Origin of the sequence: Halomonas tibetensis (assembly GCF_042643535.1) — a bacterium.
GTDB lineage: Bacteria > Pseudomonadota > Gammaproteobacteria > Pseudomonadales > Halomonadaceae > Halomonas > Halomonas tibetensis.
Genome location: NZ_JBHRSQ010000036.1, coordinates 1 through 12,482 on the forward strand (window position 1 = coordinate 1; position 12,482 = coordinate 12,482).

Here is a 12,482-nt window from a genome sequence, read left to right on the forward strand (position 1 = left end):
GGCGCGTCTGCATGGGCTCCTCGGCATATTGTTGGTTTGGCGATTAACAACATGCCTGCCCATGCAGACTTTTTTCAATCCTAATATACTGATTTTCTTATTCTATTCGTGGGGAGGCCTCAGGGTCTGACCCCAAAAGGCCAGCCCCCAAAAGGCCAGCCCGGCGGCGTTCGGCAAGCTGGCGCATCAGCTCCCGGGAGCGCAGCGGCCGGCTACCCAGCAGCGGCGCCAGCGCCGCTCGAGTGACCGCCTTGGCCGGGCCGGCAAGCCCGGGGGCGTCCCAGTCGCCGGCGCCCAGCAGGCGCAGCGTGCGACCATCCAGGCCGGGCTGGCCGGGCTGAAAGGCGCGCGTGGCCGGGTCCAGCACGTAGCGCGCCTGGGGGTCCAACTCGCCGCCCTCGGCGGTGGTGAAGCGCGGCATGGCGTCCAGGGCCTCGAGCAGCGAGACCTCCAGGCGCCGCAGCCCCCCGGCGCGGGCGGCGGGGCGCGGCAGCGCCTCGAGCAGCGCAGTATAGAAGGCGAACACCTCGGGAACCGGCAGCTCCACGTGCAAGGTACGGGTCAGCAACTCGTTGGCGTAGAGCCCACACAGCAACCCCTCGCCGGCCAGAAGCGCCGTGGCTCCGCGGCTCTCCATCAGCCGCAGGCGCTTGAGCTCCCCTTCGCCGACCCAGGTAACGTGCAGCGGCGAGAAGGGCTGCAGCCGTCCGCGGGAGCGAGAGCCGGGGCGCTGCACGCCCTGGGCTACCGCCCTCACCCGACCATGGTTGAGCGTCAGCAGTTCGACCAGGGCGCTGGTCTCGCGATAGGGGCGCTTGTGCAGCAGGAAGGCGGGTTCAGGGGTCATTCAGTCGAGGTTGTAGCCCAGGCTCTTCAGGGCCCGCTCGTCGTCGGACCAACCGCTCTTCACCTTGACCCAGAGATTGAGCATCACCTTGGCATCCAGAGCGCGCTCCATATCCAGGCGGGCCTCCCGGCCGATGCTCTTGATGCGCTCGCCGTTCTCGCCGATCAGGATCTTCTTCTGGCCCTGGCGCTCCACCAGGATCAAGGCGCTGATGTGCACCACCCTGCCCTCGTCGCGGAACTCTTCGATCTCAACGGTCATCTGGTAGGGAAGCTCATCGCCGAGCTGACGCGTCACCTTCTCGCGCACCAGTTCCGCGGCCAGGAAGCGCTGGCTCTTGTCCGTGACCTGGTCTTCCGGGAAGAAGTGCATGCTCTCGGGCAGGTGCTTGGCCACTTCGGCCTCCAACTCCGGCACGTTGGTGCCGTGCTTGGCGGAGATCGGTACGATGGCGGCGAACTCGCGGCGGGCGCCGACCTCCTCCAGCCATGGCAGCAGGGTCGCCTTGTCCTGCAGGCGATCGACCTTGTTGACCGCCAGAATCACCGGCGCCTTCACGTGCTCCAGGCGCTGCAGAACGATCTGGTCTTCCTCGCTCCAGCGAGTGCGGTCGATGATAAACACCACGCAGTCCACGTCGCGCAGGGCCTGGGTCGCCGCCTGATTCATAAAGCGGTTGATCGCCTTGTTGCGATCCTTGGCCATGATATGCATGCCGGGGGTGTCGACGTAGATGAACTGCGTCTCCCCCTCGGTCTTGATGCCACGCACCTGATGGCGCGTGGTCTGGGGACGCCGCGACGTAATGGAAATCTTCTGGCCGAGGATACGGTTCATCAACGTCGACTTGCCGACATTGGGGCGACCGACAATGGCCACGAAGCCGCAGATCTGGGTCATGGTCGTGCTCCCTGTGCGTTGGCCCTGACGGGTTCAAGCAGGGCCAGGGCCTTCTCGGCGGCCTGCTGCTCGGCGTGACGCCGGCTGGCGCCCTCACCGGTAGTGTGTGGGTCGAGCACTTCCACGTGGCAATCCACGGTGAAGGTCTGCGAGTGGGCCTCGCCCTCCACGTTGACCACCTCATAGCGGGGCAACGGAAGCTGGCGCGACTGCAGGAACTCCTGCAGGCGGGTCTTGGGATCCTTCTGGGTGTCCTGCAGGCTGGTGCTTTCCAGCCGTGCCGCGTACCAGGACAGCACGCGAACGCGCACCGCTTCCATGCCGGCATCCAGGTAGATGGCGCCGATCACCGCTTCCACGGCATCGGCCAGGATCGACTCGCGACGATGCCCGCCGCTCTTCATCTCGCCGGAACCGAGCCTCAGGTGCTCACCGAACTCCATCTCGCGGGCCAGCTCGGCCAGGGTCTGGCCCTTGACCAGTCGCGCCCGCAGGCGGGAGAGCTGCCCTTCCCGAGCGTCGGGAAAGCGCCGAAAAAGCGCCTCGGCGATCACGAAATTGACGATGGAGTCGCCGAGAAACTCAAGCCGTTCGTTGTTCTGCCCGCCGACGCTGCGATGGGTCATGGCCAGTTCCAGCAGGGCGGGGTCCCCGAAGTCATGGCCGAGGCGTCGGCTGAAGGCGTTGAGGGAGTTGCTCACGGATATCCTGTTATCTGATGTCTTGTCGGCACTGATGTGGCGCTCACTGAATGCGACGCACGCTGGTGAAGCTTGGCAGACCGCCATTCCAGCTCATCCAAACCGCGAAGGCGCGGCCGACGATGTTCTCCTCCGGCACGAAGCCCCAGTAGCGGCTGTCGTTGGAGTGGTCACGGTTATCACCCATGGTGAAATAGTGCCCCTCGGGGACCACCACCTCACGCATCTGCGGGCCCGGGTCTCGAGGGTTATTGTAGATCTGGTGCTCGAGCTCGCCCAGCTGCTCGGCCAGCAGCAGCTCGTTGGGTGCGCCGGCGGGCCCCTCCTCCAGCAGCCGCTTGGGGACCGGCTCACCGTTGACGTAGAGCTGCTTGCTCTCGTAGCGCAGAGTGTCGCCGGGCAAGCCCACCACCCGCTTGATGAAGTTCACTGCGGGCTCGTTGGGAAAGCGGAACACCATGACGTCGCCGCGCTCCGGCTCGTTGAATTCGACGATGCGGGTGTGCACCACCGGCAGGCGCAGGCCGTAGGTAAACTTGTTGACGAGGATGAAGTCTCCCACCTCCAGGGTCGGGCGCATGGACCCCGACGGGATCTGAAAGGGCTCCACCAGGAAGCTGCGCAGCACCAACACCACCAGCAGCACCGGAAAGAAGGAGCGCGAGTAGTCTACCGGCCAGGGCTCCTTGAGCACCTTCTCGCGGGCGACGGGGTCAAGCCCTTCGGTAGTGCCGGCTTCGGCGTTGGCAGCGGCGCGGCGGCGAGCGGGGCGCCACCAGAGGAGGTCCAGCAGCCAGATAAAGCCGGTGAAGGCAACGGCCACCACCAGCAGTAGGGAGAAGTCCATGGGGGTATGTGTTCCTAGCGTTTGAAAATCAGTCGTTGACCCTGAGTACCGCAAGGAAGGCATCCTGGGGAATCTCCACCCGGCCGACCTGCTTCATGCGTTTCTTGCCCGCCTTCTGCTTCTCCAGGAGCTTCTTCTTGCGGCTGACGTCACCGCCGTAGCACTTGGCAGTCACGTTCTTGCGCAGCGCCTTGACGGTCGAGCGCGCCACCACCTGGCCGCCGATGGCCGCCTGGATGGCCACGTCGAACATCTGGCGCGGAATCAGCTCCTTCATCTTCTCGACCAGCAGCCGGCCGCGACCGTGGGCGTGGTCGCGATGGATGATCACCGCCAGAGCGTCGACCTTTTCGCCGTTGATCAGCACGTCGAGGCGTGACAGCTTGGCCGCCTGGAAGCGCTCGAAGCCGTAATCCAGGGAGGCATAGCCCTTGGAGATCGACTTCAGGCGGTCGAAGAAGTCCATCACCACCTCGGACATGGGCAGCTCGTAGGCCAGCTGGATCTGGCTGCCGAGGAACTGCATGTCCTTCTGGGTGCCGCGACGGTTCTCGCATTCGGTGATCACGTTGCCGACAAACTCCTGGGGCACGAGAATGCTGGCCCGCACGATCGGCTCGCGCATCTCCTCCACGTCCGCCATATCGGGCAGCTTGGAGGGGTTGGAGACATAGGCGACCTCGCCGTTCTTGAGCGCCAGTTCATAGACTACCGTCGGCGCCGTGGTCAGCAGGTCCAGGTTGTACTCGCGCTCGAGACGCTCCTGGACGATCTCCATGTGCAGGGTGCCAAGGAAGCCGACCCGGAAACCGAAGCCCAGGGCGTCGGAGTTTTCCGGCTCGTAGGCCAGGGAGGCATCGTTGAGCGCCAGCTTCTCCAGGGCGTCGCGGAAGTCCTCGTAGTCATCGGCGCTGACCGGGAACATGCCGGCGTAGACCTGAGGCTTGACCTTCTTGAAGCCCGGCAGACGTTCGACGTTCGGCGTCTTGGCGTGGGTGATGGTATCCCCCACCGGCGCGCCCTGGATCTCCTTGATGCCGGCCACGATGAACCCCACCTCGCCGGCACGCAGCACGCCGGTCTCCTTGCGGGTCGGCGTGAAGATGCCCACCTCGTTGGCCCCCCAGTCGCGGCCGGTGGACTTGATGCGGATCTTCTCGCCCTTCTTCAGGGTGCCGTCGAAGATGCGCACCAGCGAGACCACGCCCAGGTAGTTGTCGAACCAGGAATCGATGATCAGCGCCTGCAGCGGGCCATCGGGGTCGCCCTGGGGCGGCGGAATATCACGTACCAGCCGCTCGAGCAGGGCATCGATGCCCAGGCCGCTCTTGGCGGAAACCTGGCAGGCATCGGTGGCATCGAGGCCGATAATCTCCTCGATCTCGTGGGCCACCTTGTCGGGGTCCGCCTGGGGCAGGTCCATCTTGTTAAGTACCGGCAGTACTTCGAGCCCTTGCTCGATAGCCGTGTAGCAGTTGGCCACCGACTGGGCCTCGACGCCCTGGGCGGCATCCACCACCAGCAACGCACCCTCACAGGCATACAGCGAGCGCGAGACCTCGTAGGAGAAGTCCACGTGGCCGGGGGTGTCGATGAAGTTGAGCTGGTAGGTCTTGCCGTCCTGGGCATGGTAGTCCAGGGTCACCGACTGGGCCTTGATGGTGATGCCGCGCTCGCGCTCAAGGTCCATGGAGTCGAGCACCTGCTCCTTCTGCTCGCGCTCGGAGAGCCCCCCACAGCTCTGGATCAGGCGGTCAGCCAGGGTCGACTTGCCATGATCGATATGGGCGATGATCGAGAAATTCCGTATATGACTGATTTTACTACGGTTTTCGCTATTAGACATGCATCAAGATCCGGTTCATGTACGCACCCATGTACAAGATTGGGCAGGTACCCAAGCGAGCGCGAGAATAGAGGTTGGCGACATTGTACAGCGAGGAGGCAGGGTTGTCGTCAGACGCACCCTCTTGGCCAGGGCTATCGCAGTTTGATAAACCGTCATCTAGTTCAGCCAACTTAGCCTAGGCGTGTAGAACGAAGGCTTTCAGCAGCGCCTCGACACGACTGCCATGTGACCCTATGATAATGCCAGATGGCAAAATCATGAGGGTACCTCCATGACCGTCGCCGAGGCTCACGCTGAGCATACCCCCGACATCCTGCAACGCACCCTTCAGCGCCTGATCGGCAGCCGCGCCGCCAAGGCGCGCTCGGCGTTCGAGATTCACGAGCTGATCGAGCAGGGACTGCCCTCTCAGGACATTATCACCTTCGTGGAATCCATCGACCTCTGCCATGACAAGATGATCGTGGCCAAGGTGATCGGCATGTCCGAGCGCACTCTCTATCGCCGGGTCAAGAACCCGGAGCCGCTGAGCGCAGAGCAGAGCAGTCGCGCCTGGCGCTTTGCCGAGATGCTCACCAGGGCTGAAGACGTATTCGGTGACCCCGAAGAGGCGCAGCGCTGGATGAATACGCCCGCCATGGGGCTCGAGGGTCGCAAGCCCATCGACCTGATCACCACACAGGTAGGCTATGAGCTGGTCGACGACTTCCTGACCCGAATGGACTTTGGAGTCTACAGCTGATGGCAGTTCAGTCCGCCAGCAGCGAACTCCACCTCTGGCGGCTGGAGCGTAAACGCCACCTGGCAAGCTGGAATAGCGGCATCGGCGCGGAGCTTGCCGGCGGCCGCTGGAACTCCAAGGGGCACCCTGCCGTGTATGGCTCACTCGACCCCTCCACCGCCATCCTCGAGGTGGCCGCTCACAAGGGATTCAAGGCCCTGGACACCCTCCCCCACGTCCTGATCTGCGCCCGCGTCCTCGCACCCGAGCGCGCTCATCGAATAACCGTCGACTCGCTACCCAACCCTCACTGGCTCATACCCGGCTCACCCGGCAAGGGCCAACAGGCCCATGGCGACAGGCTCCTGGACCGACATCCCTTCGTCATCGTCCCCTCCACGGTTTCCCGATACAGCTGGAATATTGTGATGAACCCCGTGACGGCCGAAGGGCTCTACGAAGTCGTGATCGAGGAGCCCTTTGCGCTGGATACCCGGCTTCATCCGCCGGGCGGATGAAATAATTCCACAATATGACTCAGCGCAACGGTTAGCCCGCCTTGCAATGGAGAACAAGCGCTCGCAAAGGCGGCCAGGAACGCGCGCGACACTCAAGATCATGCCGTTATACGGATGAAAATTGCCCCATAGTGATAGGGAGGCAGCTCGACACGAGTCTCCAGCTTGAAGCCTGCCGGCTCGACCATCATGCGGGTTTGTTCCGGCGACATACGCATTTCGGTCTTTGGGCCTCGCGGCTGGCCGAGGACGGTCGTCTCTTCCCGCTGCAAGGGGTACCAATTGACGATGGCAAAGCGGCCATTGGGCTTCAGGGCCGCAGCAACTACGCGAGCCAATGCTGTCTTGTCCGGTACGCCGTGGAAGGTGTTGGCGATCAGCACATAGTCTGCCGGCGCAGCCAGCAAACGGTGAAGCGCCATGGCATCCCCAAGCAGCCAGCTGCAATTCGACATCCCTTCGCACGCCGCTTGAGCCTGTTCAAGCATGGCCGGGTCGATGTCGAAACCAATGACACGCCCCTCGCCAACTTGCCGGGCGATGGCGGCAGTGAAATACCCATCGCCACAGCCGAGATCGACAACCGTCATCCCCTGCCCGATGCGCAAGGCCCTGACCACCCTTTCAGGGTTCGGCCAAAGCGTATGCCACCAGTCCCTGTCCGGCATGGCGGAGGCGGGAAACAGCCTGTCTTTAGTCATGACGGGAGATTCCTTTTCATTCTTTCTGGTACGCCTTTCCGTCGAATTCAGCGCTATGACCTCAGGATCATGATTCCGCGCTTTCTCACGGTGGCGGTGTGAACCCCATCGATGCAGTAACGGGTCGTGAAAAAGCTGAAATATATGCGGAGCAGGAAGGTCTTTTTTACACCTGCTGACGGGAGAGAGAATCTGAGCCCATCGTAAGCATACTTAGCAAGGCTCCTCTTTAGCCGATCACCAAAGGCGGAGAACCCTTGTCAGTTCTCTCAACATCTGGCCCTAACGGACGAGCTCTGCTGTTCGCCGCGTGGTCGAGCCGAACCACATGGGTTTGTCGACGACGAACTTCATCGAGCGTTTCACGAGCCCTTTGCCGGGGAAGAAGCCGAGGTCGAGCCACAACCGGATCACCGCCTGAGCCTCAAGTTCAATGGTCTGTTCGAGCGGCACCAGGAACCCTTCGTAATCACCCGACGGAGTTGCGAACCGCTCTCGAGTGATGGGCATGACTTGGTGCTGGTATTCACCCGTGTGTTCGACCTCTCGCGTCTCTCTGTTAACGACCGTGGCCCTCCCAGAGGCACTCCATGTCCGGTCGGGCACTATCCTGCTGGGCAGCAGCACCACGGGCGGCTCGTACAGCACAATCTGACCTTGCGTCAGCACATCCAGGCCGGTAAGCAGCACGCTCCCATCCGAAAGCTCGGAAAGATGGAGGATGTTGTAGTCGCCAAATCGCACTTCCCAGCGGCCTTCACCCTCTGCGGCACTCAGTTCCAACAGTACCTGCCTACCCTCTCCGTCTCCATCCACCACCTCGAACGTGCTTTCACCGGGAACAAGAGGGAAAAGCTCGCCAGCCTCAACCGATTGAACCGTCAACGCCGGAGGGGCACTGGTCTGCGCGTGGGTGGCCCCAGCGGTGCAGACGCATACGCCGATCAGTATCGCTCGCGCATAGGACAGGAACATTGCCTCTCTCCTGGCGTGCGCAGGCAAGGAGCGCAGCGCACACAACATTGAGTAGAGTTTCAGTATAGAACCTGGCCAACGTGATGGCAGAGCAACATGCGTCATCAGGAAGAAGGCAGGAGGTCGATAACTCGCTCCCCTACGTCCTGGGCATCGACGTCGAAAAACAGGCTGCGATCACGACCGGCGGCCTTGGCCGCATAGAGCGCCTTGTCCGCGCGCATGAATAGGGTTTCATAAAGGAAATCGTCCCGAGAGTGGGTCAAGCCGATGCCGATGCTGACCGTTAGCACTTTTCCCGGAACCGGCACCTCGCTGGCAACCTTATGGAGTCGCTGGGCCAATTGCCGCACTCTGAATTCGTCCATCTTGGGTACCACAAAGACGAACTCCTCACCGCCGTAGCGGGCGACGATATCGGTCGCCCGCCCCTGCTCCCGGAAGCGTTTCCCCAACTCGGCCAGGATCTTGTCGCCACCGGCATGCCCCAAGGTATCGTTGAGTTCCTTGAAATGATCGATGTCGACTACCAGCACGGCAACCGACGTCTCGTAGCGTCGGGCCTCAGCCAGCATGATCGCCGCGCGCTTGTTGAGCTCCCTGCGATTCAGCAGACCGGTCAGTTCATCGGTGGACGATAGATGTTGCAGGATGCTCGCCTTCTCCTCCAGCAGGCGGCGAGTCTCCACCAGCTCCTGGTAGAGCGTGTCGCGCTGGGTGGCATCGAACAGGCTCAGGACGATCAGGGTCTGGTCCGTCGAGTGGCGCCGGGCATTGACTACCACAGGGCACTTGCTGCCAGTGGGTGTCTGGAGTTCCAGCAGCACCTCGCTGCAGCGCCCTTCATGCAGCACCGTGGGCAAGACATAAACGTCGAAGATGACCGTCGATGCCCGGCTCAGCATGCCCGACAACGGCGACCCGACGAGCCCCTCAGCGGCGAAGCCGAATTGCTCGGAAACGTAGTGGTTGGCATAGAGGATGAGGCGATTTCCGGGCTCGTCAATGCCTGAAACGACCAGGCACCCGCAAGGAAAGTCGTCGGGATCGGGAGAGAGCAGCGCCCTCATGAATGTCTTCGCTTGGCCAGGAACCCCTGTAACGCCTCCACTACCAGATCGGGATGGGACATATGGGGACAGTGCCCCTCGATCTCGAGCATCGCCAAGGTACTGTCCGGCATGTGCGCCTGCATGTACCGGCCGACTGTCGGCGGCGCCAGATTGTCTCGGCTGCTCTGCAGGATCAGCGATGGATGCTGGGCATCGGCCAGGACATGGCGATAGTCCGAGAAGAAGGTGGCCATGGCGAAGGCCTTGGCTACCACGGGGTCGGTGGAGCAGAAACTACCGGACAACTCGCCCGCCAGTGCCGCGCCATTGGCGGATCCCATCACCAATGGCGCCAGGTAGTTAGCCCAGCCGATATAGTTCTTGTCCATCAGATCGATGAGGTCCTGCAGGTCCTGATGCTCGAATCCACCCTCGTAGTCCGGTGGTACGTTCAAGAAACAGGGTGAGGGGCAGACCATGACATGGCCGGCAAAATACTCCGGTGCCTGAAGTGATGCCAGCAGGCCGATGATGCCACTCACCGAATGGCCCACCAGAGTGACGTCTCCCAGGTCGAGAGACTCACAGATCTCGACGATATCCTGAGCGTAGCCGTCGAGACTGGCGTAACGATCGCGATCGAACGCCGACAGCTGGGAGCGGCCCGACCCCACATAGTCGAAGAGCACCACCCGATAGTCACGCTCGAGCTGCGGCGTGATGAATCGCCACATGTTCTGGTCGCAGCCAAAACCATGGGCCAGCAGCAGGGTGGGGCCTCCCTGCCCGGTTACCTTGACGTTATTACGCCGGATGATGTCGGCCTGACTCAAAAGGACTCTCTCACAGCGATACCGTTGAACGGGATATGGCCTACCGATGCTAGCAGCTTTTCCAAGTGCGTTATGTTGGCATCATGTACAGAAAACCAAGGAATACTTACCACCATTGGCCCAGCAACAGCAGCGGGGCATCTGGCCGGCAGCCTTAAAGCCACCGATGGCGGGCAGGCTGTCCGGCAGTACGGTGACACCGTGCGCGGCGCGGTCATGGGGAGGATGACGCGTTTGACGCCGGCGCCGGAGGTCACCTGCAGGCACTCGGCCAGGCAGTGGACGATGAAGTCGTAGCGTTGGGTGAACAACGACAACCGCATCTCGGGGCTATGGCATGGGAAGGATTGCAATATGGGAGCCATGGGCCGGCGCGGTAGCGTGAGGATCACTCAACCCATGGCTAACCTGCATATTTAAAACCACTCACTCATCTGCCCATAGCCATAAACAAACGCCAGCTTTCTGGCGCGGGTAAGGCTGACGTAGAGCAATGCTCGCTCCTCGTTCTCGCGCTGGCGGCGGGTCACGGCATCCGCAGCGGACTGAATCACCGGCGCCAGCGGCACCAGGCCGCGGTTCACCGAGGCCACGAACACCGCATCGAACTCCAGGCCCTTCACCCGATGCATGGTCGCCAGGTTCAACTCACCGTCCGGGGTGGCGGCGCTGCGACCATCCAACTGATGACAGGGCTGCTGGCGGCTCTCCAGGGCGGCCTTCAACTCCCCCACCTCGCGGCGAGTACGGGCGATCACGCAGCAGGCTTCGGGCGCCAGGCCGTTGCCTTGCATGGCCTCCAGAATGGCCTGCGCCTGCTCGTCCAGTGAATCGAAACAGCGCACCTCAGGGACCGGGCCGTGCATCAGGGAGTGGTAGAACTGCTGCGAGTCCTGTCCCCCGTCCAGGTCATCTACCTCCACACCCTCCAGGATGCTGACCGCCAGTTTGCGGGTCTCATCGGTGGTGCGATAGTTCACCTTCAGCCGGGCACTCCGACCGCGAATATCGATGCCGCACTGACCCAGCACCACCTTGTTCTTTCCGTAAATGCGCTGGTGCCCATCCCCCACGATAAACAGATCGTTGGGGCCTGGTGGCACCAGCGCACGCAGCAGCATGAAGGCCTGGGAGCCCATATCCTGAGCCTCGTCCACGATCACCGAACAGAGGTTGGGACGCAGCTCGGGGTTGGTCTCGAGCAGCTGTCGCGCATCGCGATAGGCGTCATCGGTCTCCTTGAGGTAGTTGCTGGCCAGAATATGGCGAAAGCGCTCGAACACCGGCCAGATCTCCACGCGCTGCTGGCGGTTCAGGCGTGTGCCCCGGCCGATTCGCGAGGCCTTCTTGTAGTCGTCGAGGCTACCAATGGACTGGGGCTGGATGACCCTGGCCCACTCCTCCTGGAAGAAGGCCAGCCCCAGATCGATAGCGGCCGGCTTTTCCGAGTAGGCCTCTTCCCACAGCCGCTTCTGCTGCTGGGCATCCATCAGCAGACCGTAATCGTAGCCCTGCTTTTTCAGGAAGCTGACCACCCAGGCATCCAGGTTCATCACGTCGATACGCTCGAGCGCCTGGCTCGAGCAGATCTTATGGAGGTTCTGCTTGATATCCGCCGCCAGGTTGCGGGTAAAGGTGGTGAACAGCACCTTTTGTTCCTGCCCTGGCGTCGAAGAGCCGGCTACCTGCTCGGCTAGCCACTTTGCCCGGTGCATGGCCACCACCGTCTTGCCGGTGCCGGCGCCGCCCAACACACGAACCGGACCATTTTTCGTGCCCTCGGCCAGGCGCCGCTGCGCGGGGTGGAGAAAGACCCGCCACTTTTCGAGTGACTGATTGAGTACGGCCTGAAGCGCCTCTTCGTTCTCAGCCACGGTGAAATGCGCGCGGGACTCCGGGCGCGCCAGTGCTGAACCGAAGTCGTCGGTATCCACCGCTTCGGGGGCCGCAGGCACCACTTCGCCGTAGGCCTCCTCGAAGCTGGCCCCGGCCATCAGCATGAACAGCCCCTCGTAGGCATCCGCAGGAATCTGCTCGTTGAGGTGAGCGGTTTCCAGATCGGCCTCGATCCTCATGCTGCGGACCAACCCCAACGCCTCCTCCGGCACTCCCAGCTGCAGTAGCTGGCGGTCGCGTATGGTATCGAAAAGCCCCGGCAGCTCCGGTGCGGACGACGGTGCCGGCGCTGCTTCCTCTCGGCGCTCCTCGACGGTAAACACCTGCAGGCTGCCCGTATTGGGGTTGATCTCCACCTTGCGCTTGGCCGCCCAGGCATAGGCGGGCTCGTGGTGAGCCACGTAGAGCATCAGGTAAAGGTCTTCCTTCTCTGCCGCGGCCAGAATGATGCGCACATCCTGGTTGGCCCGAATCGAGCGCAGCTTGCTGTCCTTGAAGGCCGTCAGTTTCTCGTAGTGCAGGCCGCCATGCTGAGGGTCCTGCTGGAAGAGCATTACCGCCTTGTTGGCCTGGCTCTGCTCGTTCGGGGTGAGCTTCAACAAGCTGTCGAAATACTTGTCCGAGAATGCCACGCTGACCATA

At 62.4% G+C, this 12,482-nt stretch carries 12 protein-coding genes; 2 read left to right on the forward strand and 10 right to left on the reverse strand.

Annotated features, from left to right (window positions below):
- Positions 1-97 precede the first annotated feature (97 nt).
- The 5 genes from recO to lepA are packed head-to-tail and all read right to left on the reverse strand — an operon-like array spanning position 98 to position 5,141.
- A complete protein-coding gene (gene recO / locus ACFODV_RS15325) occupies positions 98-847 on the reverse strand; it encodes a DNA repair protein RecO (protein WP_379760975.1) in 750 nt (249 codons plus the stop codon).
- On the reverse strand, positions 848-1,747 hold the full coding sequence (gene era, locus ACFODV_RS15330; protein ID WP_379760977.1) for a GTPase Era: 900 nt from the start codon (positions 1,745-1,747) through the stop codon (positions 848-850). It abuts the gene before it with no gap.
- Positions 1,744-2,448, reverse strand: coding sequence for a ribonuclease III (gene rnc / locus ACFODV_RS15335; protein ID WP_379760979.1), 705 nt, complete (start codon positions 2,446-2,448; stop codon positions 1,744-1,746). The genes era and rnc overlap by 4 nt, the downstream gene beginning before the upstream one ends.
- A gap of 43 nt (positions 2,449-2,491) precedes the next feature.
- Positions 2,492-3,295: a signal peptidase I gene (gene lepB, locus ACFODV_RS15340; protein ID WP_379760981.1), complete on the reverse strand. Its 804-nt coding sequence runs from the start codon at positions 3,293-3,295 to the stop codon at positions 2,492-2,494.
- A gap of 28 nt (positions 3,296-3,323) precedes the next feature.
- On the reverse strand, positions 3,324-5,141 hold the full coding sequence (gene lepA / locus ACFODV_RS15345; RefSeq protein WP_379760983.1) for a translation elongation factor 4: 1,818 nt from the start codon (positions 5,139-5,141) through the stop codon (positions 3,324-3,326).
- Between the two features lie 274 nt (positions 5,142-5,415).
- On the opposite strand from lepA, the gene parS reads away from it, so the two are divergent.
- Both parS and ACFODV_RS15355 read left to right on the forward strand, forming a co-directional pair.
- Positions 5,416-5,886, forward strand: coding sequence for a type II RES/Xre toxin-antitoxin system antitoxin (parS, locus tag ACFODV_RS15350; RefSeq protein ID WP_379760985.1), 471 nt, complete (start codon positions 5,416-5,418; stop codon positions 5,884-5,886).
- On the forward strand, positions 5,886-6,383 hold the full coding sequence (locus ACFODV_RS15355; protein ID WP_379760988.1) for an RES family NAD+ phosphorylase: 498 nt from the start codon (positions 5,886-5,888) through the stop codon (positions 6,381-6,383). Before parS ends, ACFODV_RS15355 begins: the two co-directional genes overlap by 1 nt.
- 98 nt (positions 6,384-6,481) lie before the next feature.
- Here the strand turns inward: ACFODV_RS15355 and ACFODV_RS15360 are convergent, their stop codons facing one another.
- The 5 genes from ACFODV_RS15360 to ACFODV_RS15380 form a co-directional block, all read right to left on the reverse strand.
- On the reverse strand, positions 6,482-7,084 hold the full coding sequence (locus ACFODV_RS15360) for a class I SAM-dependent methyltransferase (RefSeq protein ID WP_379760990.1): 603 nt from the start codon (positions 7,082-7,084) through the stop codon (positions 6,482-6,484).
- Positions 7,085-7,366: 282 nt separating this feature from the next.
- Positions 7,367-8,059 carry a hypothetical protein gene (locus ACFODV_RS15365; protein ID WP_379760992.1) on the reverse strand — a complete coding sequence of 231 codons (693 nt, stop codon included), beginning with the start codon at positions 8,057-8,059 and terminating at the stop codon, positions 7,367-7,369.
- A 104-nt stretch (positions 8,060-8,163) separates the two neighbouring features.
- A complete protein-coding gene (locus ACFODV_RS15370) occupies positions 8,164-9,129 on the reverse strand; it encodes a GGDEF domain-containing protein (RefSeq protein WP_379760994.1) in 966 nt (321 codons plus the stop codon).
- Positions 9,126-9,944 (reverse strand): alpha/beta fold hydrolase, encoded by an 819-nt coding sequence (locus ACFODV_RS15375; RefSeq protein WP_379760996.1) that lies wholly within the window; start codon positions 9,942-9,944, stop codon positions 9,126-9,128. Before ACFODV_RS15375 ends, ACFODV_RS15370 begins: the two co-directional genes overlap by 4 nt.
- Positions 9,945-10,360: 416 nt before the next feature.
- Positions 10,361-12,481: a UvrD-helicase domain-containing protein gene (locus tag ACFODV_RS15380; RefSeq protein WP_379760998.1), complete on the reverse strand. Its 2,121-nt coding sequence runs from the start codon at positions 12,479-12,481 to the stop codon at positions 10,361-10,363.
- Position 12,482 lies beyond the last annotated feature (1 nt).

Coding starts and splice junctions, on each gene's coding strand:
- recO (WP_379760975.1), bottom strand. CDS start 847: ATGACCCCTGAACCCGCCTTCCTGCTGCACAAGCGCCCCTATCGCGAG.
- era (WP_379760977.1), bottom strand. CDS start 1,747: ATGACCCAGATCTGCGGCTTCGTGGCCATTGTCGGTCGCCCCAATGTC.
- lepB (WP_379760981.1), bottom strand. CDS start 3,295: ATGGACTTCTCCCTACTGCTGGTGGTGGCCGTTGCCTTCACCGGCTTT.
- lepA (WP_379760983.1), bottom strand. CDS start 5,141: ATGTCTAATAGCGAAAACCGTAGTAAAATCAGTCATATACGGAATTTC.
- parS (WP_379760985.1), top strand. CDS start 5,416: ATGACCGTCGCCGAGGCTCACGCTGAGCATACCCCCGACATCCTGCAA.
- ACFODV_RS15355 (WP_379760988.1), top strand. CDS start 5,886: ATGGCAGTTCAGTCCGCCAGCAGCGAACTCCACCTCTGGCGGCTGGAG.
- ACFODV_RS15360 (WP_379760990.1), bottom strand. CDS start 7,084: ATGACTAAAGACAGGCTGTTTCCCGCCTCCGCCATGCCGGACAGGGAC.
- ACFODV_RS15365 (WP_379760992.1), bottom strand. CDS start 8,059: ATGTTCCTGTCCTATGCGCGAGCGATACTGATCGGCGTATGCGTCTGC.
- ACFODV_RS15370 (WP_379760994.1), bottom strand. CDS start 9,129: ATGAGGGCGCTGCTCTCTCCCGATCCCGACGACTTTCCTTGCGGGTGC.
- ACFODV_RS15380 (WP_379760998.1), bottom strand. CDS start 12,481: ATGGTCAGCGTGGCATTCTCGGACAAGTATTTCGACAGCTTGTTGAAG.